This window comes from Enterobacter sp. E14S, assembly GCF_055666685.1.
Map to the genome: position 1 here is coordinate 1 of NZ_JBVODQ010000001.1, position 20788 is coordinate 20788.

Sequence of the window (20788 nt, forward strand, 5' to 3'; positions counted from 1 at the left end):
CAAGTACGACGGCCCGGAAAGCGCACAGGTCACGGTCCCGCCGTTCAATCAGGGCGCGTTTAAACTCCGCTACCAGCTGCACGCCGGAGACGACCCGGAGCAGATTCTCGCAAACAAAAAATTCAGGCTGACCAGCTCGGCCGGAAAAGTGGTGGAAGGAGTAACGGACAGCAACGGCCATTCAGCGTTACTCGATGCTGATGACCTGGACACCTACAAAATGGAGTTAATGGAATGACGGAAGCCAAACAAAGCCCGTATGCTCCACGGGTGATATCTGAAGGTGATATTCCTGTTCACAAAAGTCTGGGGGAGGTGGCCCAGACCCGCCGTGTGGGCGTCCCGCGTCCGATGCCGGGGATTGTGATCCTCGTTCACGGGGTAAACGACGTCGGGGAGGCCTACCAGAACCAGGAAAAAGGCATTCTTGCGGGACTGAGTAAGCGTCTTAATCGTCAGGATTTTTACGTGCATGAATGGGGTGATTACAGAATTACCCATCCTGGCCGTTCGCCTGTTATCCCGTTCTACTGGGGGTATAAGCCTGTTACGCATGAAGACTACCAGGCAGACCAGAAGCGATACCGGGAAGAGGTTTACAAGCAGGGAGACAATGCGCACCTGCCGTTTGATGCTTATCAGGAGAATGACGAGAAGAAAGAAGCCAACTTGGGCAATGACGGGAAAAGTACGCTTAAGTTCCAGAACGATAACTTTGGTAACGCGCTGGAAGCGAATTTTGCCAAAGGGGGCGGCACCTTTGCCAACGCCACAACAAATATCCCCGATATGCTGGGGCCGGGGGCGGGCGGCGCGGCGCTGGCCGCTGCCGGATTTGCCTCGTTTCATATGAATGGTGGCGATTTTACGCATCCTATCTACGACAACCCGCATCGAATCTACCAGTTTTTTGCCGCCCAGCGGCTGGCGGATTTGATCCTTCAGATACGTGAACCGCTGGTGACGCGAAATGATGTGATTAACGTGGTGGCACATAGCCAGGGAACCATCATCACCATGCTGGCAAATATGCTGGTTAAACAGGCAGGATATGAGCCGGTTAACTGCGTCATTCTGAATCACTCGCCGTATTCGCTTGAAGAGCGTTTACTTGAAAACGCCCAGACCGGGCATCATCAAACGGCGTTTGCCCGTCAGGAGACGTTTAAACACTTCTGCGCATTGATGGCGACCCAGTACAAAGGGAAAAGCCTGTCAGAGACTGATATGCAGGCAATGGAAGCCAGCTGTGCCGCGCGCAAGCCTTCAGATAATCCATTACGTCAGGATGCTAAATACCGGCGTGATAACAACGGCAAAGTCTATAACTACTGGTGCCCGCAGGATGGCACGGTTTCTCTGCAAAATATCCAGGGATTCGGCTGGAGGGGCATTCCCAATGAGTTGGCTGCTGACATTCCTAACCTGCGTCAGCGGGTATTCTGCCAGCATCGCTGGGTTGGCCGCATGGAGACGGAGCCGTTTAAGATGGCACCGGAGAGGAAAGGTGATTTCAGCACCACGCCGGTGATGAATGCGGGATATTCGTACAGCGATGTTGTGATAAACGGCGAAGAGCTGCCGGAGCCGTTTATTTTCAAACTCATGGGGCAGGATAACCATCCGGATAACGATCCGAAAACCAGTGATAAACCGTACACCGCGTATATCGACCCGGACAGTCCTGACGCTTACATTTCCTATTCAGCTAAAGCCAGTGCCATTTCGCGCAGGGCATCGGCTACCTATGCGCTTAGTAGCTATCAGCGTATCAGCTGGCAACCGGGCCATGTATTAACGCCTAACGAGCTGCAGGTGGAAAGTTTTGACCGGGGGCATGAAGTTATTCGCGGTGAAGTGACGGGAACGAGAGATTTTTCTCAGCTGACGCTGACCTGGATTAAATCCCGTGACGAACTTGAAAAGGAGTGGCAGAACACCGATCCGGTAGGCTACAGCCAGCACTCTTCTATCGTCGCCAGTGAATTTGCACCGTCGCACGCGATGGCATTCGACCTGGCAATCGGTCAGTGCAAGTCCTTTGACTATCAGGCGGGTAAGTTCTGGGAAGGCTTGTTACACCGCGCAGACTGGCGCGATCCGCAGAATGGCAATCAACATGCGAGAGACTATTACCGTTCAGGTAAATTGAATGAAGCCTTGACCAAATGGTTTATGAATAAACCCGATGATGTTCTGCCTAAAGGTGAGTTCGGCGTGGAAAACCAGTTTAACAACGCGACAACCGTCAGGCCGTCCCGCGACCTGACCGTCGGGAATCAGGAAGTGGCAAATCTACAGTGGGATATGCCGAAGCCAAAATCTGACAGCGACCTGGGAATAGCGAAACAAAAATCGTGGTGGGAATCATGACAGGGAGACAGATATGAGTCTGAAATATACAACGGATATTGCCTTAGCAGCGGTACTGATAGGTTCCGGTTGTCAGGCGAAAGAACCGCCGACGCAGGTAGTTTACCGTTTTGATGACCATCGTTATCTGGAGCTGAAGGGCTGGGACTGTGAGGGCGAGCTCTGGTATACGGATACCAAACGAGGCATTCATACGGAGCCAGTCAGTCAGTATTACCGATTATTTACCCGCAAGTTTATACATCCGTCAGAACGATATATTGCAATAACAGGCTGGGGTGCCGGTGGATTTATGGTTTCTAAAGATTACGGACAAACCTGGCGTTCTGTAGGTATTGCACCTGGTCGTAATGAGCCAAATGGGGATGATGGTCCTCCTTATGAAGATGTTCTTTCTTTCACTGTCGTCAACGATCAGGGTTTTTTGCAGACCAAACATCGACTGTATATGTCGTCCAAACCGTTTGACGACCCGCGCCTTGCCGCTGGTGGTCCTGGGATTGAATATACCGTTGACGACGGAACTGGGCAAAAGGTAAGCGGGAAAGTGGAACCTCGTTCACCTGGCTGGCCTTGGGGAATGGTGTATATGACCAAACAAGGTTTAGAAGGCTCTACTGAGCAACTTAAAACCAATTGGCAGAATCAACCCGATAAGGTTCCGGAAGTGAAGGGCTATACGGGCTGGGATCACATGCGCTGCGATATGGATGCAGGGCGAAAGCATTATTAACTTAAAAGGATGTGAAATATGAAAATAACTAAGTTGATTGGTTTTTGTGTATGTAAGACATTGTTTTTGTTTGTGCTTTGTTCATTTTTTATCTGGGTGTCTGACTTCTGCGCTCTCTGATGAGATTAGTGATGGTAAAAATATATCAATATCATATAGTAATGACGATATTATTGGGTTTTCCAAAGGAATAGATAATAATAAAAATGAAGGTTGGGTCTTTATTGGGAAAAATTTTGATTACTTACTCGCTAGTGGAGGGGATTCAATTATAAGCATTCTTAGTGATAACGCGATTGATAGAAAAAATCTTACGGCCCGAGGGAATGGAAAATTTGTAATTTCAAACGATAATAGTTCGTTTACTGGAAATATCTACATAGATTATAAGAGTGAGCGCTTGAGTGAGGGGACTTTAAACTCATTGAAAAAACATGGTTTTAATTGTTTTTCTGGTGATGAGTGTGAACTTGCTGTGCGTTTTCTTTCTGGAAGTATTCATAAGAAAAATCCTCAACAGGACAATACTAAAGTGTTAATGTTTCATAGTCCTGTAAATATTGAATTTTATAAAGAAACGACGTCAACATCCCCACGCGTCGCAGGCGCAGTCTTGTATCCTGTAACTATTGCAGTGGACATTGTTACGTCACCATTGCAATTAATTGGGGTGCCTATTGTTGCTATTTTGAGCATGGGATCAATGAAAGCTCACTAAAAGGAATTAAATTATGAACGGTGTAATTCGACTGAACGATCCACTGGTGAGCGGCGGAAAAGTGATTAAAGCGTCCGGTGCGCAATTTATGGGCCTGCCAGTGGCCCTGAAAGACGATCTGGTGACGTGCCCTGAGCATAAAGGAACGTTTCCTATTAACGAGTGCCATCCGACCTGGACGATGAACGGCCGCGGTGTGGTCGTGGATGGTTGTAGAGCGGCGTGTGGTTGTGCCATTCGCACCACGCTCCCCACGGCGGGGGTTGTTTAATGAACTGGTGGTTATTCTCCAAACAGGATGAATTTGAAGAGCGTTTCCCCTATCTGTGGATATGTCTCTTAAATGTGGTCGTCGTGGTTATCTGCCTGGGCGTCCGGGCTGTCACATGGCCGGGTAATAAGCATGTCGATCTCGATTTTCTTGCCCAGTCTGTGGTTATTCCGGTTGTTTTTCTGACGGGGTTCGTACAAGTGTTCTCTACTGTGTATCACGGGCTCAGGCACTACATGGAAACGCGATTGCTGATTGCGGCCCAGCAGGAATACAAGGTTGTCAGCTACGCCAGGGGAAATATTACCCTTGCTGGCTGGTCTGTACTGACGCCTCCAAAGGCAACGAAGGAACTGGCGCTGAGTATGCTGAAACTTGAGGGGGAGTTTCCGCTGGCCGCTAAAATGCCGTTGAAAATCGAACTGGAAGAATCCTTCGATTTCACGAGAGCCGGGCAGGCTATTATCCACGTCCTGGAGCCGATGGTCGGAAAACTTTCTCAGTACCGGCAGATTGAAGCGCTGGTGTGGGTACGAGACGGGGACGAATCCTGTAGCGATGAGCTCAGGCGCGTGCTTGAACGTTTAGCGATCGCTACCAAGAAAATAACATTTCTGTCTGAATGCCCGGACTATACGAAAATCACGGAGTGGATAAAGCAGACGAACGGATACGTCGTTGAACGCCTGCTTATCTGTGTCGATCTGCATTCTGACGAAGAAGAGTCGAAGCAGATGGAAAATGTCACCGCGCTTTTCCTCACGAATTACTACGTTAAAACGGAAGGAGAAAAACCGGTTTACCTTTATCAGCCGATGACGGGTGTCACGGACGTTGAAAAAACAGTACCTGTTTATCTGCGTGCGGAAGCGGTCAGTAAACCCAAACAGATCTGGTATACCGGGCTTTCACGTACAGAAAAGTACCCGCTGCTGGAAGTGCTGGATGAGAAAAAAGCTGTGCCGGACCGGCTGGAGCTTGAAATATCGCTCGGTGAGCATTCTGCCGGGTATCCTTGGCTGATGCTGGCTCTGGCGGCCGATGCGGTAACGTATGCGCAGGGCGATCAACTGGTGGCTGCTTCCGAAAAGAACAGATTTTCAATGACGGCTCTGTCGTCCCGGTTAACTCGCCAACCTGATTATCCCCAGGAGAAAAGATACACGACACCGTGGGAAGTTTGTGGGATCGCCGGGTTGATGTTCTTTTTTGGAATTATGATAACCATTGGCAGTTTTGGTGATGGCGGTAAATCTATATCCGGCTGGTTTTTAATTATAATGGCTGTTCTATGTATAGTTATGTTTTTGGTGGTGGGGGCATTTTTTACCTGGTTTTATGGTGATAAAGCTCGTGAGCATATGGGAATGTAATGATGAATGAACTAATTGCTCTGATTTTACCTCACAAAGCTGTATTTTATTATGATGGCTTGGCTTTAGGTGTGATGCTTGCGTTAATGGCAGTGTATATTGATTTGTCTTTTGATTACAGAAACAAAAAGCACTGGTGTACGCACAATAAATTACAGTCATTGAAAGATTCTCCGGAAATCTACCAGTTATATATGTCGATACGTAACCCTTCTCGACGGAATTACTTTGTTAGTGTGCCGCTGAAATTTTTTACAGACTTTAAGACATTTTTAATGATATTGGCTATGTATCTGGGGAGTACAGTCTTAACCATGTCTTATGTTATATATCATTGATAAATGTAGCGGGCTTTGTGCCCGCTGTCTTTACATGTCTGAAATAGTAGAGTGAATAACTTTCAATTCTTTGATATTTTTTGAATCAGCGTTAGTGCGGCTTCTGCCTGTTTGGGATCTCGCTTCTGGTCATAATCTGATGCATCCGACAACGTGGTGTACACCAAATAAGTGGTGGGAATCAAAATGTCAGATATGCAGAAAAATGTGATTCCCGGCAGGCGTAAAGGCTGCCCTGATTATTCTCCTGAGTTTAAGCAGCAGCTCGTTGCCACCTACTGTGAACCCGGGATATCCTGGTCTCCCAGGTACGGGGCTGTGGCAAAGGTGCGACGGGAAACATCCCTAAGCATTTGAAAGGAATGAGGCAAAATGTTAAAGCCTTTATCCTGCCAGAAAAAAGAAAGCACCGACGATGCGATCGTTCAGTGCTTTATGTGCCGCCTGGATATCCGTTCAGCTTTAAGTCACGCGAGCCTTAAGTGAACGGCATTACTGCACATGTGCAGGGCGTTTTTCTTTCTGAATTACATCGACTGCTGGGCGACATCGTGATGCCGGGTAACATCGGTCGGCATGCCTGACCGCGCTTCCATCGCACGCTCCATCACCACGCTGTTGGTATTCGCATTCGTTTTGAAGCTTACCATCGCGGCATTCAGGTTAATGGGCAGCGTCTGCGGGTCGTCGCCAATGTTTTTCGATAACGGCTGATGGATCTCAACCAGCCGCACGCCGCCGGGCTCCTCTGAAACTTTAATCGGCGTATTGATAATATTCACTTTGGTTCCCGGCGTAACGACGTTAAACAGCGTTTTGATATCGTCATCGCGCAGGCGAATACAGCCGGAGCTGACGCGCATGCCGATGCCAAAGTCCGCGTTCGTTCCGTGCAGCAGGTAGACGCCGCCGTATGCCGCGAGGCGGATCGCGTGGTGACCCATCGGGTTATCCGGACCTGCCGGCACCACGGCTGGAAGATCGATGCCCTGGGCCTTATAGCGGGCACGAATGTTGGCCGTTGGGGTCCAGGTTGGATTCGCGCGTTTATCCGAGACGGTGGTGACCATCGTCGGCGTCAGCGTGTCGCCGCCCAGCTGACCAATACCGATAGGGTAGACGGTGACTTCATTTTTACCCGGCGGGTAATAGTACAGACGCAGTTCGGCCAGGTTTATCACCATCCCCTCGCGCGGGGCGTCCGGCAGGATAGTCTGTAACGGGATGGTCAGTACGCTGCCCGCGCGCGGGACGTACGGATCGACACCGGGGTTCGCCTGCAGCAGAGCCAGAAAACCGACGTTATATTTTTTGGCAATCGCTTCCAGTGAACCACCATTATTTTCAACCACATGAAAGCGGTTTTCACCTACGACCTTGCTGCCGGGAGGGGGAAGGGGCCAGGTGTTTGCCCGAGCGGGAAGCGCTACCGCGACGATGGCTGCCAGCGCAAACATGGTCATCCAGCGAGTAAAACGCGAAGAGGTCATCATCATAATAATCCATATAAATGATAAGGTTATTGTTTTATAAGACGTTAAATATAATTATGGCGAATGGGTATGTCGGGAAGATCGGGTGAAGTGCAAAGAGTTTGTAAATTGTCCCCCCCGTAGCGCCGGGCTGACAGGGGGAAGGGAGGTTATGCGATCGCGTTCTCTTCCAGCTGGCGCATAAAGTTACGCACCCAGTCCATACGGGTTTTGCGCTCCGTCAGCTCCTGGGTAAATTTCAGACGGGTTGGACCATCCAGACGGAAATGCTGCGGCTGTTTTTGCAGCAGGCCGATTAGCCACATCGGGTTGACGTGATTCTTCTCGGCGAATTCAATCACGCCGCCTTTTTCATTGCCTTCGAGCTTGCGGATCCCCAGCTTTTGCGCCTGCTGGCGCAGCCTCGCGATATCCAGCAAATTTCTCGCCGGATCGGGCAGCAGGCCAAAGCGGTCAATCAGTTCCACCTTGATCTCTTCCAGCTCGTTCTCCTTCTTCGCGCTGGCGATGCGCTTGTAGAACGACAGTCGGGTATTCACGTCCGGAATGAAATCGTCCGGCAGCAGGGAAGGCATACGCAGCTCGACCTCGGTCTGCTGGCTGGTGAGATCTTCCAGCGACGGCTCGCGTCCGGCCTTCAGGGCATCGACCGCGTTTTCCAGCAGCTCCATATAGAGCGAGAAGCCGATGGTCTCCATGGAGCCGCTCTGGTCTTCACCCAGCAGCTCGCCGGCACCGCGGATCTCAAGATCGTGTGTCGCCAGCGCAAAGCCTGCGCCGAGGTCTTCCAGCGAGGCTATGGCTTCCAGACGCTTTTGCGCGTCGGTGGTCATCGCTTTCGGATGCGGGGTCAGCAGCCAGGCGTAGGCCTGATGGTGCGAACGCCCGACGCGGCCGCGCAGCTGGTGAAGCTGCGCCAGACCAAAGTGATCCGCGCGTTCGATAATAATCGTGTTCGCGGTCGGAATGTCGATCCCGGTCTCAATGATGGTGGTACACACCAGCACGTTAAAGCGCTGGTGGTGGAAGTCGTTCATCACCCGTTCCAGCTCGCGTTCGCGCATCTGCCCGTGCCCGATGGCAACGCGCGCCTCCGGTACCAGTTCCGCCAGCCTGTCGGCGGCTTTCTGGATATTTTCGACGTCGTTATACAGGTAATACACCTGGCCGCCGCGCAGCACCTCACGCAGGATCGCCTCACGCACCACCAGATTGTCATACTCGCGGACAAAGGTTTTTACCGCCAGACGGCGCGCCGGCGGCGTGGCGATAATCGACAGATCGCGCATGCCGCTCATCGCCATGTTCAGCGTGCGCGGGATCGGCGTTGCGGTCAGGGTCAGGATGTCGACGTCCGCGCGCATCGCTTTGATGCGCTCTTTATGACGCACCCCGAAGCGGTGCTCTTCGTCAACGATCAGCAGCCCCAGATCTTTCCACTTCACGTCGCTTTGCAGCAGCTTGTGGGTGCCGATCAGAATGTCGATTTTACCCTCGCTTGCCTGTTCGAGGATCTGCGTCTGTTCTTTGGTGCTGCGAAAACGCGACAGCATTTCTATACGTACCGGCCAGTTGGCGAAACGGTCCCGGAAGTTGTCGAAGTGCTGCTGGGCGAGCAGGGTGGTCGGCACCAGCACCGCCACCTGCTTGTTGTTTTCCACCGCAAGGAAGGCGGCGCGCATCGCCACTTCGGTTTTTCCGAAGCCGACGTCGCCGCAGACTAAGCGGTCCATTGCCAGCGGCTGGCACATGTCGCTCAGCACGGCATTAATGGCCTGGGCCTGATCCGGCGTGGTTTCAAACGGGAAGCTGTCGCAGAACAGCTGGTACTGTTCTTTGTCGTGCTTAAAGGCGAAGCCCTCTTTGGCCGCTCGCTGGGCGTAGATATCCAGCAGCTCGGCCGCCACGTCGCGCACTTTTTCCGCTGCCTTCTGGCGCGCGCGCGCCCAGGCATCGCCGCCCAGCTTGTGCAGCGGCGCGTTCTCCTCCGCACCTCCCGCGTAGCGGCTGATAAGGTGCAGGGACGAAACAGGCACATAGAGTTTGGCATCGTTGGCGTAGGTCAGCATCAGGTACTCACCTTTGATACCGCCCGCTTCCAGGGTGGTCATCCCCTGATAGCGTCCGACGCCGTGCTCCAGGTGCACAATCGGCTGGCCCGGATGCAGCTCGGCCAGGTTACGGATCAGCGTGTCCGGGTTGATGGTCCGACGACTGTCCTGCCGACGGCGCGCGACGCGCTCGCCCAGCAGGTCGCTTTCGCAAATCAGCGCCAGGTTGTTGAGCGTGTCAATGAACCCGTGCTCGGCGGCGCCAATCATCAGGTAACGACCATTCCCGGTCGCTTCGCTTAACCGCAGAATGCGCTTCGGCGCAACTTTGATGCGTCCCAGCAGCTCACCGAGCGCTTCGCGGCGGCCTTCACTCTCAACGGAAAATACGACCGGGCCGGTAAAGGACTCCAGGAACTTGCGCAGATTATCCAGCGGCGATTTCTGCTGCGCCTGAACGGCCAGGTCCGGCAGCGTCCGGAAGGCGAGGTTCGTATTGGCGGCTTTATCGGCAAGCGAGTCGGTTTTCAGCTGCATGCGCGGCCAGCGCTTCAGCTCGGCGTTGAGCTCGTCGGTGCGCAGCCACAGCGCTTCCGGCGGCAGCAGCGGACGCATCGGGTCAACGCCCCGGTTTTCGAAGCGAGCGCGGGTTTCGCTTTCAAAGCGGCTGGCGCTGGCGTCGATATCCCCGGTGTTAACAATCAGCGTATTCGCCGGGAAGTAGCTGAACAGAGCAGGGAGCGGCTCGTTGAAGAACAGCGGCTGCCAGTATTCGATCCCAGCAGGCAGCGTGCCTTTACTGACCTGCTGATAAATATGTTCCGCGTCGCGCTTCACCTCGAACCTATCGCGCCACTGGCTGCGGAACAGCTCGATAGCGGTTTTGTCCGTGGGGAACTCATGCGCGGGCAGTAAATTGATGGACTCCACTTCTTCCAGCGTGCGCTGCGTGTCGGCGTCGAATACGCGCAGGCTGTCGATTTCATCATCAAAGAAATCCAGACGATACGGCTGATCGCTGCCCATCGGGTAAAGGTCGAGCAGTGCGCCGCGGGTCGCGTATTCCCCGTGCTCCATCACCTGGTCGACGTGGCGATAGCCGGCACCGTCAAGCTGCGCGCGCAGGGCATCACGGGACAGGCGCTGGCCTTTTTTCATCACCAGCGCATGACCGTGCAGATAGCTGTGCGGACAGACGCGCTGCATCAGGGTGTTCACCGGCACAATCAGCACGCCGCGCTGCATGGTCGGCAGCTGATAGAGCGTCGACAGGCGCGAGGAGATGATCTCCTGATGCGGAGAGAAGCTGTCATACGGCAGCGTCTCCCAGTCGGCCAGGCTGAACACCAGGCTATCGGTGAACTGGCGAATTTCGTCGTGCAGGCGCAGGGCGTTTTGCATATCCGGGGCAACCAGAATCACCGGGCCAGGGTGACGCTCGGCAATTTCCGCCACCAGCGTGGCGCACGCCGCGCCCGTGAGTTCACCCAGCTGGCGCTGGTCGCCCGCTTTGACGGGCAAGGAATAACGATAGTGTTCAGGCATGGCTATGTCAGAGTCTCTTATGGATATACCAACAGTATTGGGGCATATCACTGATACGCAATGTCTTTATTATCCTCGATCGTTTTACATAAGCAAATCGTAACCGCACGGCAGGGCTAAACGCCCCCGAAACGGGGGCGGAGAGGGTATTAACGCGTTGAAGGTGACAGGGTCAGCGTAGACGGAGGAGAGAAGAAAACGTCCCCAAACAGCGCGGTGGAGATTTTACGCACCCCGAGCCCGGCAAGGGTACAGATAAGCAGGCTGGCAAACGGGTAGACCAGTACCAGGGTGAGCTCTGCCCAGACCGGCCACGAGGCGGCATTCATTTCGCCAATCAGGAACAGGCTAAAGGCCTCAATCAGGATACGGTGGGTGGTATAAATCGCAATGGTATTTGAGCCAATCACGTTCAGCAGATTATTCGGGTTAACGGCATAGCGCTGCTCAAGGCTGTAGAACAGCTTCATGATCAACACAATCGACAGCAATGAGAGCAGAAGCGGAACGTTAGCAAACCACAGTACCACGGAGACGGCGGCGAAAGCGCCGGTTGCCAGCCAGATGCGGGGCAGGTTGACGCTTTTCATCCACGCCATCAGCTCTGCGCCATACCACGCCCCGAGGCTGTAGTAGATCATGTTGCGGACCACGCTGTTCATTCCCCACCACGGCAGCGGCATGAAGTTAATCGCGATGCTCGCCAGCGCCAGCAGCCCCAGTACCGGCAGCTTCCAGCGGCTCAGCAGTTTACACAGCGTGAAGTAGACTACCAGGGCATACAGATACCACAGGCTGGTGCTGGCGGTGATCATCCCCAGCACAAAGCCTGAGAACGAGTCGGCGTAGGCCGCGTTCGACGAGGTGGCAAGCTCACGCTCGGGCGCCAGCCAGGCGTTCAGGTGGGTCAACGCCTGCCATTGCAGAACGCCCCACAGCGCCAGGACCCAGACAATGCACCAGATCCGTTTATCGAGACTGGTTCGCCAGTCCACTTCGTCAATATAACGACGGATCAGATAGCCGGAGATAAAGAAGAAGACCGGCATACGAAACGGTGCGAGATAGAGGTTAAAATAGACCCAGCATTTGGCGAGAAGGCCGGAGAGCGGGTGCTGCAGCCCGATCAGATGCGGATAAAACGTGATAACCGAATGATAGATAACCACCAGGCAGATACACAGCCCTTTTATCTGGTTAATCCATAATGCTTTTTGCTTCATTGTTCGCCACTACCTTATTGCCATAAACGAACGAGCAATTGTTGTAAAACGAAGCCGGGATGTAATGGGTAACAGTCTGTATCCGTGGTTTTTCGGAAAAGGTGGAGGTTGCGAGGTGAGTATTCAGACAATAGCACCCTGATTTATCTGAATTTTTCGGAAGAATGATTACCAAAGCTTACTGTTTCAGTCATTTACGCTTAACGGATTCGCTTATATACTCGTGGGTCTGCTATCAGCAAACAGACGGATTTCATGTATCAACCTGTCGCACTCTTCATAGGCTTACGTTACATGCGTGGGCGCGCCGCGGACCGCTTCGGTCGCTTTGTCTCCTGGCTTTCGACTATTGGCATTACGCTTGGCGTGATGGCACTGGTGACGGTACTTTCCGTCATGAATGGCTTTGAGCGCGAGCTGCAAAATAACATCCTGGGGCTGATGCCGCAGGCCGTTCTCTCATCATCCAACGGTTCGGTTAACCCGCAACAGCTGCCGGAAAGCGCGGCGAAGTTACAGGGCGTCACGCGCGTCGCGCCGTTGACGACCGGCGACGTGGTGCTGCAAAGCGCCCGCAGCGTGGCGGTCGGCGTGATGCTGGGTATCGACCCGGCGCAAAACGATCCGCTGACGCCGTATCTGGTTAACGTGAAGCAGACCGATCTGGAAGCCGGGAAATACAACGTGATTCTGGGTGAACAGCTTGCCGGACAGCTTGGCGTCAACCGCGGCGATCAGCTGCGCGTGATGGTGCCTTCTGCCAGCCAGTTTACGCCGATGGGGCGCCTGCCAAGCCAGCGCCTGTTTAACGTGATTGGTACCTTTGCCGCCAACAGCGAAGTCGATGGTTACCAGATGCTGGTTAACATTCAGGACGCTTCACGCCTGATGCGCTACCCGGCAGGGAATATTACCGGCTGGCGCCTGTGGCTTGACGCGCCGCTGAAGGTCGATACCCTCAGCCAGCAAAAACTGCCGGACGGCACCAAATGGCAGGACTGGCGCGAGCGTAAAGGCGAACTGTTCCAGGCCGTGCGGATGGAAAAAACATGATGGGGCTGCTGCTGAGCCTGATCGTGGCCGTGGCCGCATTTAACATCATTACCTCGCTGGGCCTGATGGTGATGGAGAAGCAGGGCGAAGTCGCCATTCTGCAAACCCAGGGGCTCACGCCGCGCCAGATTATGGCGGTATTTATGGTGCAGGGAGCCAGCGCAGGCATCATTGGCGCGCTGCTCGGCGCCGTGCTGGGGGCCTTGCTTGCCAGCCAGCTTAATAACTTAATGCCGATCATCGGCGCCCTGCTCGACGGCGCGGCGCTGCCGGTAGCTATCGAGCCGCTGCAGGTGGTCGGTATTGCGCTGGCCGCGATGGCCATAGCGCTGCTTTCTACGCTTTATCCTTCCTGGCGCGCTGCCGCCACTCAACCCGCTGAGGCTTTACGTTATGAATAAGATCCTGTTGCAATGCGACAACCTGTCCAAACGCTATCAGGAAGGCACTGTGCAAACCGACGTGCTGCACAATGTGAGCTTCAGCGTGGGCGAAGGCGAGATGATGGCGATTGTCGGCAGCTCCGGCTCGGGCAAAAGTACGCTGCTGCATCTGCTGGGCGGGCTGGATACGCCAACCGAGGGCGACGTGATTTTCTCCGGCCAGCCGATGAGCAAAATGTCCTCCGCGGCGAAGGCAGAGCTGCGTAACCGCGAGCTGGGCTTTATCTACCAGTTCCACCACCTGCTGCCTGATTTCACGGCGCTGGAAAACGTGGCGATGCCGCTGCTGATTGGCAAAAAGAAACCGGCAGAAATTAACGCCCGCGCCAGCGACATGCTGAAAGCGGTAGGGCTGGGCCATCGCGGTAACCATCGTCCCTCTGAGCTTTCCGGCGGCGAGCGGCAGCGCGTGGCGATTGCCCGTGCGCTGGTCAACAACCCGCGTCTGGTGCTGGCGGATGAGCCTACCGGTAACCTGGATGCCCGCAATGCGGACAGTATTTTCCAGCTTCTGGGCGAGCTGAACGCCTCGCAGGGCACCGCGTTTTTGGTCGTGACCCACGATTTGCAGCTGGCAAAACGCATGGGGCGTCAGCTTGAGATGCGCGACGGCCATCTGAACGCGGAACTGACCCTGATGGGAGCAGAGTAATGGCGTCACCGTTATCGTTACTCATCGGTTTACGTTTTAGCCGCGGTCGCCGTCGCGGCGGCATGGTGTCGCTGATCTCCGTCATCTCGACCATCGGTATTGCGCTCGGTGTGGCGGTGCTGATTGTGGGCTTAAGCGCCATGAACGGCTTTGAGCGCGAGCTGAATAACCGCATTCTGGCGGTAGTGCCGCACGGGGAGATCGAGCCGGTTAACCAGCCGTGGACGAACTGGAGCGATGCGCTCGCCAAAGTCGAAAAGGTGCCGGGCATTGCCGCGGCCGCGCCCTACATTAACTTTACCGGGCTGGTGGAGAGCGGGGTAAACCTGCGTGCCATTCAGGTGAAAGGGGTCAACCCCGCCCAGGAAGCGCGTCTCAGCGCGCTGCCAAACTATGTGCAGAACGGCGCGTGGGCCAACTTTAAGGCCGGTGAGCAGCAGATCATTATGGGTAAAGGCGTGGCCGATGCCCTGAAGGTGAAGCAGGGCGACTGGGTGTCGATCATGATCCCGAACGCCAGCGCCGACCACAAGCTGCAGCAGCCTAAGCGCGTGCGCCTGCACGTCACCGGTATTCTTCAGCTGAGCGGTCAGCTTGACCATAGCTTTGCGATGGTGCCGATGGAGGATGCGCGCCAGTATCTCGACATGGCTGACAGCGTGACGGGCATTGCCATTAAGGTGAACGACGTCTTTAACGCCAACAAACTGGTACGCGACGCGGGCAGCGTGACCAATAACTATGTCTACATCAAGAGCTGGATCGGCACTTACGGCTATATGTACCGTGATATCCAGATGATCCGCGCCATTATGTATCTGGCGATGGTGCTGGTGATTGGTGTGGCGTGCTTTAATATCGTCTCGACGCTGGTGATGGCGGTCAAGGACAAGAGCGGCGACATCGCCGTGCTGCGTACGCTGGGGGCGAAAGACGGTCTTATTCGCGCCATCTTCGTCTGGTACGGTTTACTGGCGGGTCTGTTCGGCAGCCTGTGCGGCGTGGTGATTGGCGTGGTGGTTTCCCTGCAGCTGACGCCGATTATCAACGGGATCGAAAAGCTTATTGGTCACCAGTTCCTGTCGGGTGATATCTACTTTATTGACTTCCTGCCGTCTGAACTGCACTGGCTGGACGTTTTTTATGTGCTGGTTACAGCACTTTTACTGAGTCTGCTGGCAAGCTGGTATCCGGCGCGTCGCGCAAGCCGAATTGATCCGGCGAGGGTATTAAGTGGCCAGTAATTACGTCATGATCTAGCGGCTTTCGGGCCGCCAGGTTAAAAGAGGAATGCGTTATGTATTACGGATTTGATATTGGCGGCACCAAGATTGCGCTCGGCGTGTTTGATAAAGATCTCAGGCTACAGTGGGAAACCCGCGTACCCACGCCGCGCGAAAGCTACGACGAATTTTTAACCGCGATTGCCGCGCTGGTGGCGCAGGCCGATGAACGCTTTGGCGTGAAAGGCAGCGTCGGCATCGGCATTCCGGGTATGCCCGAAACCGACGACGGCACGCTGTATGCCGCCAACGTGCCTGCCGCCAGCGGTAAACCGCTCCGCGCCGATCTCTCTGCCCTCCTTGAACGCGACGTGCGTTTAGACAATGATGCTAACTGCTTTGCGCTCTCCGAAGCCTGGGACGATGAGTTCCGTCAGTATCCGCTGGTGATGGGTCTGATCCTCGGTACCGGCGTCGGCGGGGGAATTGTGATCAACGGGAAGCCAATCACCGGGCGCAGCTACATCACCGGCGAGTTTGGTCATATCCGTCTCCCGGTGGATGCCCTGGAAGTCGTGGGGCGCGATTTCCCGCTGACCCGCTGCGGCTGCGGCCAGCACGGCTGTATTGAGAACACCCTCTCCGGTCGCGGGTTTGCATGGCTTTACGAACACTTCTATCATCAGAAACTTGAGGCCCCTCAAATCATTACCCTGTGGGAGCAAGGGGATGCGCAGGCGCGTGAGCACGTCGAGCGTTATCTGGATCTGCTGGCGGTGTGTCTGGGAAATATTCTCACCATCGTCGACCCGGATCTGCTGGTGATCGGGGGAGGGCTTTCAAACTTTACCGCGATTACGGAACGGTTGTCCGGGCGTTTGCCCCGACATTTATTGCCGGTTGCCCGCGTGCCACGTATTGAACGCGCGCGACACGGGGACGCAGGAGGCATGCGCGGAGCCGCATTCCTTCATCTCACCGATTAGTTTACGAGGTTTCTATGCTGTCGCGTCGCCAGGGTCGACTCAGCCGTTTTCGCAAAAACAAACGCCGCTTGCGTGAGCGCTTGCGCCAGCGGATTTTTTTCAGAGACAGAATAATGCCAGAAGCGATGGATAAACCCAGAGTGGTGGTGCTGACCGGGGCGGGGATCTCCGCCGAGTCAGGAATTCGAACCTTCCGCGCGGCGGACGGGCTGTGGGAAGAGCACCGCGTGGAGGATGTAGCCACGCCGGAAGGCTTTGCCCGCGATCCGGATCTCGTCCAGGCGTTTTACAACGCCCGCCGTCGTCAGCTTCAGCAGCCTGACGTCGCGCCGAATGCGGCGCATCTGGCGCTGGCGAAGCTCGAAGAGGCGCTCGGCGATCGTTTTCTGCTGGTGACGCAGAATATCGATAACCTGCACGAGCGGGCCGGTAACAAGAACATCATCCACATGCACGGCGAGCTGCTCAAGGTTCGCTGCGCCTGGAGCGGTCAGGTGCTGGACTGGCAAGAGGACGTGCTGCCAGAGGATAAGTGCCACTGCTGCCAGTTCCCGTCGCGCCTGCGTCCGCACGTGGTCTGGTTCGGCGAAATGCCGCTGGGAATGGATGATATCTACAGCGCGCTGGCGATGGCCGACGTGTTTATCGCCATCGGCACATCCGGTCATGTTTATCCGGCGGCGGGGTTTGTCCACGAAGCGCGCCTGCACGGTGCGCATACGGTAGAACTCAATCTTGAGCCAAGCCAGGTGGGCAGCGAGTTTGAAGAGAAACACTACGGTCTGGCAAGCACGGTCGTCCCGGAGTTTGTCGACAAGCTGCTGAAAGGGCTATAACGGCAATCGCGTGAAAAGGCACCCGTCCAGCGGGTGCCTTTTTATTTATGAATGGAAGAACCCCAGCGTCTTCTCGAGCGATTTAGCCTGCTCATCCAGCGAGAGCGCCGCCGCAGAGATCTGCTGAACCAGAGAGGCGTTCTGCTGGGTCGTGCTGTCCATCTGGTTAACGGCTGTGCTGACCTGGCTAATCCCGCGATTCTGCTCGTCCAGCGCCTGAACGATATCGTTGATGACCAGATGCACATGCGATACCGCTTCAATCACCTGTTTCATCATTACCCCGGTTTCATTGACCAGCTCAACGCCTTTGCTCACGCGCCCTGAGGACTCGGCAATCAGCTGAGAGATCTCTTTTGCCGCGTTGGCGCTTCGCTGGGCAAGATTGCGCACTTCCCCAGCGACTACCGCGAAACCGCGCCCCTGTTCGCCAGCCCGTGCCGCTTCAACGGCAGCATTCAGCGCCAGGATATTGGTCTGGAAGGCGATGCCGTCGACAATGCTGTTAATCTCGCCGATCTTACGCGCGCTCTCATCAATCTCCCCAATCACCACGACCACGTCGTTCACCAGCGTTTCGCCATGCCCGGCGAGGCTCGCGGCGCGATCGGTCAGCGTGGTCGCCTTGTGGGCGTTGTCGGCGTTATTCTTCACCGTGACTGAAATCTCTTCCATGCTGGCTGCCGTTTCAACAACCGCAGCCGCCTGTTCCTCGGTTCGCGAGGCGAGGTCCAGGTTGCCCGCCGAAATTTCGCTGGTGCCGCCGTGTACGGAGTGGCTGGCTTCGCTGATGTTGTCGACGATGCGCTTGAGCTGCATCTGCATGGTGTGCAGGGCATAAAAAATGCTGTGGGTATCTCCGGAACGCACCGGGATGGTGTTGTTCAGGTCTCCCCGGGCAACGGCCAGGGCGATCCCGGCCGCCTCCGAAGGTTCTCCCCCAACCGGACGGTCAACTTTGCGGGTGAAGATCTGTGCCATGACCAGGCTAACCGCCACGATGCTTAGCACCATCATGATGATGGCTTTCAGTAAAAATGCGCGCGCTTCGGCCATCACTTCGCTGACCGGCGTGATAATGGCGAGTTTCCACGGCGTCTGGCTGTTACCGACGGCGATGTCCTGCCAGGTGATAAACACGTCCTCCTTCAGCAGCGGATCGTTAATGCGGGTGACGTCATGACCGGCAATCTGACCGGCGTAAGGCTTGCCCGCCGCGCGCTTGTCCGGGCTGGACACCACGTTATTAGCTGCGGAGAGGAGCAGGGCGTAGCCTGTGCCGTTCCACGGTTTAATCGCGCCGATCGTCGACTGCAGCGTGGCGAGAGAGAAGTCAGAGGTGACCGAGCCCAGAAACTGACCGTCACGCATGATGGGGGCGGCAATCGAGGTGAGCATCACGTCCACGCCGTTGTAGGGATAGATATAGGGTTCGATGATCACATCTTTATGGCGTTGTTTCGGCAGCAGATAATAATCGCCGCTGCCGGGCGTTTCGATGTCCGTCAGCAGGTGTAATGCCGGTTTGCCGGCGGCGTCGCGGTCGACGTAGCGGGCGTAGCGCCCGGCAGGATCTTCACCGCTTTGACCGGCCCAGACGGCATCTTTATCGTCGAACGCGTTAGGCTCAAAGGCCATCGACATGGAGAGAAACTGCGGGTGAGCCGAAAGGTAGTGGATGAGCAGCTGGTTCAGGCTCTGACGATCGGTCACGCCCGCCTCGCGCAGCGCCAGGGCGCTGTTGCCCATATCCCGGGCGGCAGTCAGGGCAGAATCCAGCTGTTTACTGACCTGCAACGCTTGCACCTCGGCAATCTGGCGGATATGTTTTTTGGCCAGAACCTCCTGCTGGGCCATCCACTGCCACATCATAAACCCGATCGTTGCCGTAAAGCCCACCGTTACGGTGAGGAAAATGGACAATAGCATCAACGTCTTGACTCTTATTTTTTTTCTTTGGACCACGGCGTCTTTCATTCTCATCTCCCGTAATATCGTGCATGTCGGGCAGGCACATATTCCTTATCGGATATTTTCTCCTCTTTCTGTAGAGCGCCAGGGATATTTAATTTAAATTTTGATTTGTAAATCCAGTTAATTAGTGTGGATGCTTTTATTTTGTGCATTCAATCAAAATAGTGCTCGATAAAGCTCGTTATCGTCGTGTAGAAAGAGGATGCTAATAAATATAAAGTTGTAGAGGAGGATGGGATATGTACGGATTTATTGCGCGACAACCCATTTTTAACCCTGAGATGAAGACGGTGGCCTATGAGCTGCTCTTCAGAGATGGGATGACAAACCGTTTTCCGGATGTGTCGGCGGAATATGCCACCTCCAGGATGATATCAGATCAGTTTTTATGCGTGCCGTCCCAGCGCATCGCCGGGGCACATACGTCGTTTATTAATTTCCCTTCGCGAATGGTCATAGACCGCAGTGGAGAAGCGCTGGATAAAGAGAGCGTGGTCATTGAGATCCTGGAAGATGCTGTACCGGGAGCGGAGCTGTTGCAGGCCGTCAGGGAGATGAGTGCGGATGGTTATCAGTTTGCGCTTGATGATTTCACCCTTGCTCCAGAATGGGATGCTTTTTTACCCTATATTTCAATACTGAAATTTGACGTCAGAAATTATACCTTAGCGCAAATTAAACAGTATCTGAAAGAGCGTAAACATTTAACCGGGCATATTAAATATCTTGCTGAAAAAATTGAGACTAAAGAGGAATTCAGCCAATACAGGGAAGAGGGATTCTCGCTATTTCAGGGCTATTTTTTCTGCCGTCCGGAGGTCATTAAATATAAACGACTATCGCAAAATCAGCTGGCAATTTTTCGGCTGCAAATGGAGGTTGGGCGCAATAAGCCTGATTTTCGGATCGTCGAATCGTTGATTAAAACCGATCTCACGCTGTCCTGGAAAATCATGCGCTACATGAAACACACCGCATTTAAACATATCGGTGCCTGTAATTTCAGCAAGTTAACCCTGAGCGAAGTCCTCCGATACCTCGGGGAAAACCAACTGAGACGGTTTGTTGCGGTCGTGGTCCTCGCCAGTGCGGGCAATGACACCGTCAGCGAGCTTTACCCGCTGAGCATGATGCGCGGCAAGTTCTGCGAACTGATCGCCGAGACGATGAACGAACCGACGCTGGCTGAAAATGCCTTCATGTGCGGCCTGTTTTCTCTGCTCGATACTCTCTTAGAGTTGCCGATGGCCGAGTTGATGAAACAAATTGCGGTCCCGCAGAGCGTGAGCAATGCCCTGTGCCACAAGGAGGGACGGTTAGCCGATATGGTGAGCCTATGCCGATACTATGAACAGCAGCAGTGGGACGAGGCGACCCGGGTTCGTGAGGCGCTGGGTCTGTCGGATGAGGATGTGGTTGAGGCGATGAGAAAGGCGACAATCTGGGCAGGGGAGAATGCGGTCAGTTAATCCTTCCTCACGCCGCACGTACGGCGTGAGGAAG

Annotated in this window: 15 protein-coding genes and 2 pseudogenes; 13 read left to right on the forward strand and 4 right to left on the reverse strand. The window is 54.6% G+C overall.

Annotated elements, in window-relative coordinates:
- The 7 genes and pseudogenes from ACZ6J2_RS00005 to ACZ6J2_RS00035 all read left to right on the forward strand — a co-directional run.
- Nucleotides 1-238 (forward strand): annotated as a pseudogene (locus tag ACZ6J2_RS00005) (type VI secretion system tip protein VgrG); the annotation flags it as partial.
- The gene (locus tag ACZ6J2_RS00010) at nt 235-2373 is read left to right on the forward strand and encodes a T6SS effector phospholipase Tle3 domain-containing protein (RefSeq protein ID WP_471724422.1); all 2139 of its coding nucleotides are present in this window, start codon (nt 235-237) and stop codon (nt 2371-2373) included. The pseudogene ACZ6J2_RS00005 and the gene ACZ6J2_RS00010, both read left to right, overlap by 4 nt.
- A gap of 13 nt (nt 2374-2386) precedes the next feature.
- Entirely contained in the window at nt 2387-3106 is a 720-nt protein-coding gene (locus ACZ6J2_RS00015; protein WP_471724424.1) for a T6SS immunity protein Tli3 family protein, read from the forward strand.
- Between the two features lie 46 nt (nt 3107-3152).
- Entirely contained in the window at nt 3153-3824 is a 672-nt protein-coding gene (locus ACZ6J2_RS00020) for a YidX family protein (protein WP_471724426.1), read from the forward strand.
- Nucleotides 3825-3837: 13 nt separating this feature from the next.
- On the forward strand, nt 3838-4095 hold the full coding sequence (locus ACZ6J2_RS00025; protein ID WP_471724427.1) for a PAAR domain-containing protein: 258 nt from the start codon (nt 3838-3840) through the stop codon (nt 4093-4095).
- On the forward strand, nt 4095-5468 hold the full coding sequence (locus ACZ6J2_RS00030) for a hypothetical protein (protein ID WP_471724428.1): 1374 nt from the start codon (nt 4095-4097) through the stop codon (nt 5466-5468). Before ACZ6J2_RS00025 ends, ACZ6J2_RS00030 begins: the two co-directional genes overlap by 1 nt.
- On the forward strand, nt 5468-5806 hold the full coding sequence (locus ACZ6J2_RS00035) for a hypothetical protein (RefSeq protein ID WP_208763763.1): 339 nt from the start codon (nt 5468-5470) through the stop codon (nt 5804-5806). Before ACZ6J2_RS00030 ends, ACZ6J2_RS00035 begins: the two co-directional genes overlap by 1 nt.
- Nucleotides 5807-6333: 527 nt before the next feature.
- On the opposite strand, the gene ldtC is transcribed toward ACZ6J2_RS00035, so the two are convergent.
- The 3 genes from ldtC to ACZ6J2_RS00050 all read right to left on the reverse strand — a co-directional run bounded on the left by ldtC (nt 6334) and on the right by ACZ6J2_RS00050 (nt 12118).
- Nucleotides 6334-7299: a L,D-transpeptidase LdtC gene (gene ldtC / locus ACZ6J2_RS00040; RefSeq protein ID WP_471725034.1), complete on the reverse strand. Its 966-nt coding sequence runs from the start codon at nt 7297-7299 to the stop codon at nt 6334-6336.
- A 149-nt stretch (nt 7300-7448) separates the two neighbouring features.
- Nucleotides 7449-10895: a transcription-repair coupling factor gene (gene mfd / locus ACZ6J2_RS00045; protein WP_471724429.1), complete on the reverse strand. Its 3447-nt coding sequence runs from the start codon at nt 10893-10895 to the stop codon at nt 7449-7451.
- Between the two features lie 149 nt (nt 10896-11044).
- Nucleotides 11045-12118, reverse strand: coding sequence for an acyltransferase family protein (locus tag ACZ6J2_RS00050; RefSeq protein WP_471724430.1), 1074 nt, complete (start codon nt 12116-12118; stop codon nt 11045-11047).
- Nucleotides 12119-12373: 255 nt separating this feature from the next.
- Between ACZ6J2_RS00050 and lolC the strand changes: the two are divergent.
- From lolC to cobB, 5 genes and pseudogenes are all read left to right on the forward strand, one after another.
- Nucleotides 12374-13572: pseudogene (lolC, locus tag ACZ6J2_RS00055) on the forward strand (lipoprotein-releasing ABC transporter permease subunit LolC).
- On the forward strand, nt 13565-14266 hold the full coding sequence (gene lolD / locus ACZ6J2_RS00060; protein WP_010429765.1) for a lipoprotein-releasing ABC transporter ATP-binding protein LolD: 702 nt from the start codon (nt 13565-13567) through the stop codon (nt 14264-14266). The pseudogene lolC and the gene lolD overlap by 8 nt, the downstream one beginning before the upstream one ends.
- On the forward strand, nt 14266-15510 hold the full coding sequence (gene lolE, locus ACZ6J2_RS00065; RefSeq protein WP_032657985.1) for a lipoprotein-releasing ABC transporter permease subunit LolE: 1245 nt from the start codon (nt 14266-14268) through the stop codon (nt 15508-15510). Before lolD ends, lolE begins: the two co-directional genes overlap by 1 nt.
- Before the next feature lie 53 nt (nt 15511-15563).
- Nucleotides 15564-16475 carry an N-acetylglucosamine kinase gene (gene nagK, locus ACZ6J2_RS00070; protein WP_214578979.1) on the forward strand — a complete coding sequence of 304 codons (912 nt, stop codon included), beginning with the start codon at nt 15564-15566 and terminating at the stop codon, nt 16473-16475.
- Nucleotides 16476-16489: 14 nt separating this feature from the next.
- Complete coding sequence (cobB, locus tag ACZ6J2_RS00075; RefSeq protein WP_045888802.1) at nt 16490-17311, forward strand: Sir2 family NAD+-dependent deacetylase; 822 nt, start codon at nt 16490-16492, stop codon at nt 17309-17311.
- Between the two features lie 45 nt (nt 17312-17356).
- Here cobB and ACZ6J2_RS00080 read toward each other — a convergent pair whose 3' ends face one another.
- The gene (locus tag ACZ6J2_RS00080; RefSeq protein ID WP_471724432.1) at nt 17357-19288 is read right to left on the reverse strand and encodes a methyl-accepting chemotaxis protein; all 1932 of its coding nucleotides are present in this window, start codon (nt 19286-19288) and stop codon (nt 17357-17359) included.
- 236 nt (nt 19289-19524) lie between these two features.
- Here ACZ6J2_RS00080 and ACZ6J2_RS00085 point away from each other — a divergent pair, with 236 nt between their 5' ends.
- Nucleotides 19525-20754 (forward strand): EAL and HDOD domain-containing protein, encoded by a 1230-nt coding sequence (locus tag ACZ6J2_RS00085; RefSeq protein ID WP_471724434.1) that lies wholly within the window; start codon nt 19525-19527, stop codon nt 20752-20754.
- The last annotated feature ends 34 nt before the right edge of the window (nt 20755-20788 follow it).

Bases quoted from the DNA above. Each gene is read 5' to 3' on its own strand.
- ACZ6J2_RS00035 (WP_208763763.1), top strand. From the start codon at position 5,468: ATGATGAATGAACTAATTGCTCTGATTTTACCTCACAAAGCTGTATTT.
- lolE (WP_032657985.1), top strand. From the start codon at position 14,266: ATGGCGTCACCGTTATCGTTACTCATCGGTTTACGTTTTAGCCGCGGT.
- ldtC (WP_471725034.1), bottom strand. From the start codon at position 7,299: ATGATGACCTCTTCGCGTTTTACTCGCTGGATGACCATGTTTGCGCTG.
- mfd (WP_471724429.1), bottom strand. From the start codon at position 10,895: ATGCCTGAACACTATCGTTATTCCTTGCCCGTCAAAGCGGGCGACCAG.
- ACZ6J2_RS00085 (WP_471724434.1), top strand. From the start codon at position 19,525: ATGTACGGATTTATTGCGCGACAACCCATTTTTAACCCTGAGATGAAG.
- nagK (WP_214578979.1), top strand. From the start codon at position 15,564: ATGTATTACGGATTTGATATTGGCGGCACCAAGATTGCGCTCGGCGTG.
- ACZ6J2_RS00030 (WP_471724428.1), top strand. From the start codon at position 4,095: ATGAACTGGTGGTTATTCTCCAAACAGGATGAATTTGAAGAGCGTTTC.
- cobB (WP_045888802.1), top strand. From the start codon at position 16,490: ATGCTGTCGCGTCGCCAGGGTCGACTCAGCCGTTTTCGCAAAAACAAA.
- ACZ6J2_RS00080 (WP_471724432.1), bottom strand. From the start codon at position 19,288: ATGAAAGACGCCGTGGTCCAAAGAAAAAAAATAAGAGTCAAGACGTTG.
- ACZ6J2_RS00025 (WP_471724427.1), top strand. From the start codon at position 3,838: ATGAACGGTGTAATTCGACTGAACGATCCACTGGTGAGCGGCGGAAAA.
- ACZ6J2_RS00050 (WP_471724430.1), bottom strand. From the start codon at position 12,118: ATGAAGCAAAAAGCATTATGGATTAACCAGATAAAAGGGCTGTGTATC.
- ACZ6J2_RS00015 (WP_471724424.1), top strand. From the start codon at position 2,387: ATGAGTCTGAAATATACAACGGATATTGCCTTAGCAGCGGTACTGATA.
- lolD (WP_010429765.1), top strand. From the start codon at position 13,565: ATGAATAAGATCCTGTTGCAATGCGACAACCTGTCCAAACGCTATCAG.
- ACZ6J2_RS00010 (WP_471724422.1), top strand. From the start codon at position 235: ATGACGGAAGCCAAACAAAGCCCGTATGCTCCACGGGTGATATCTGAA.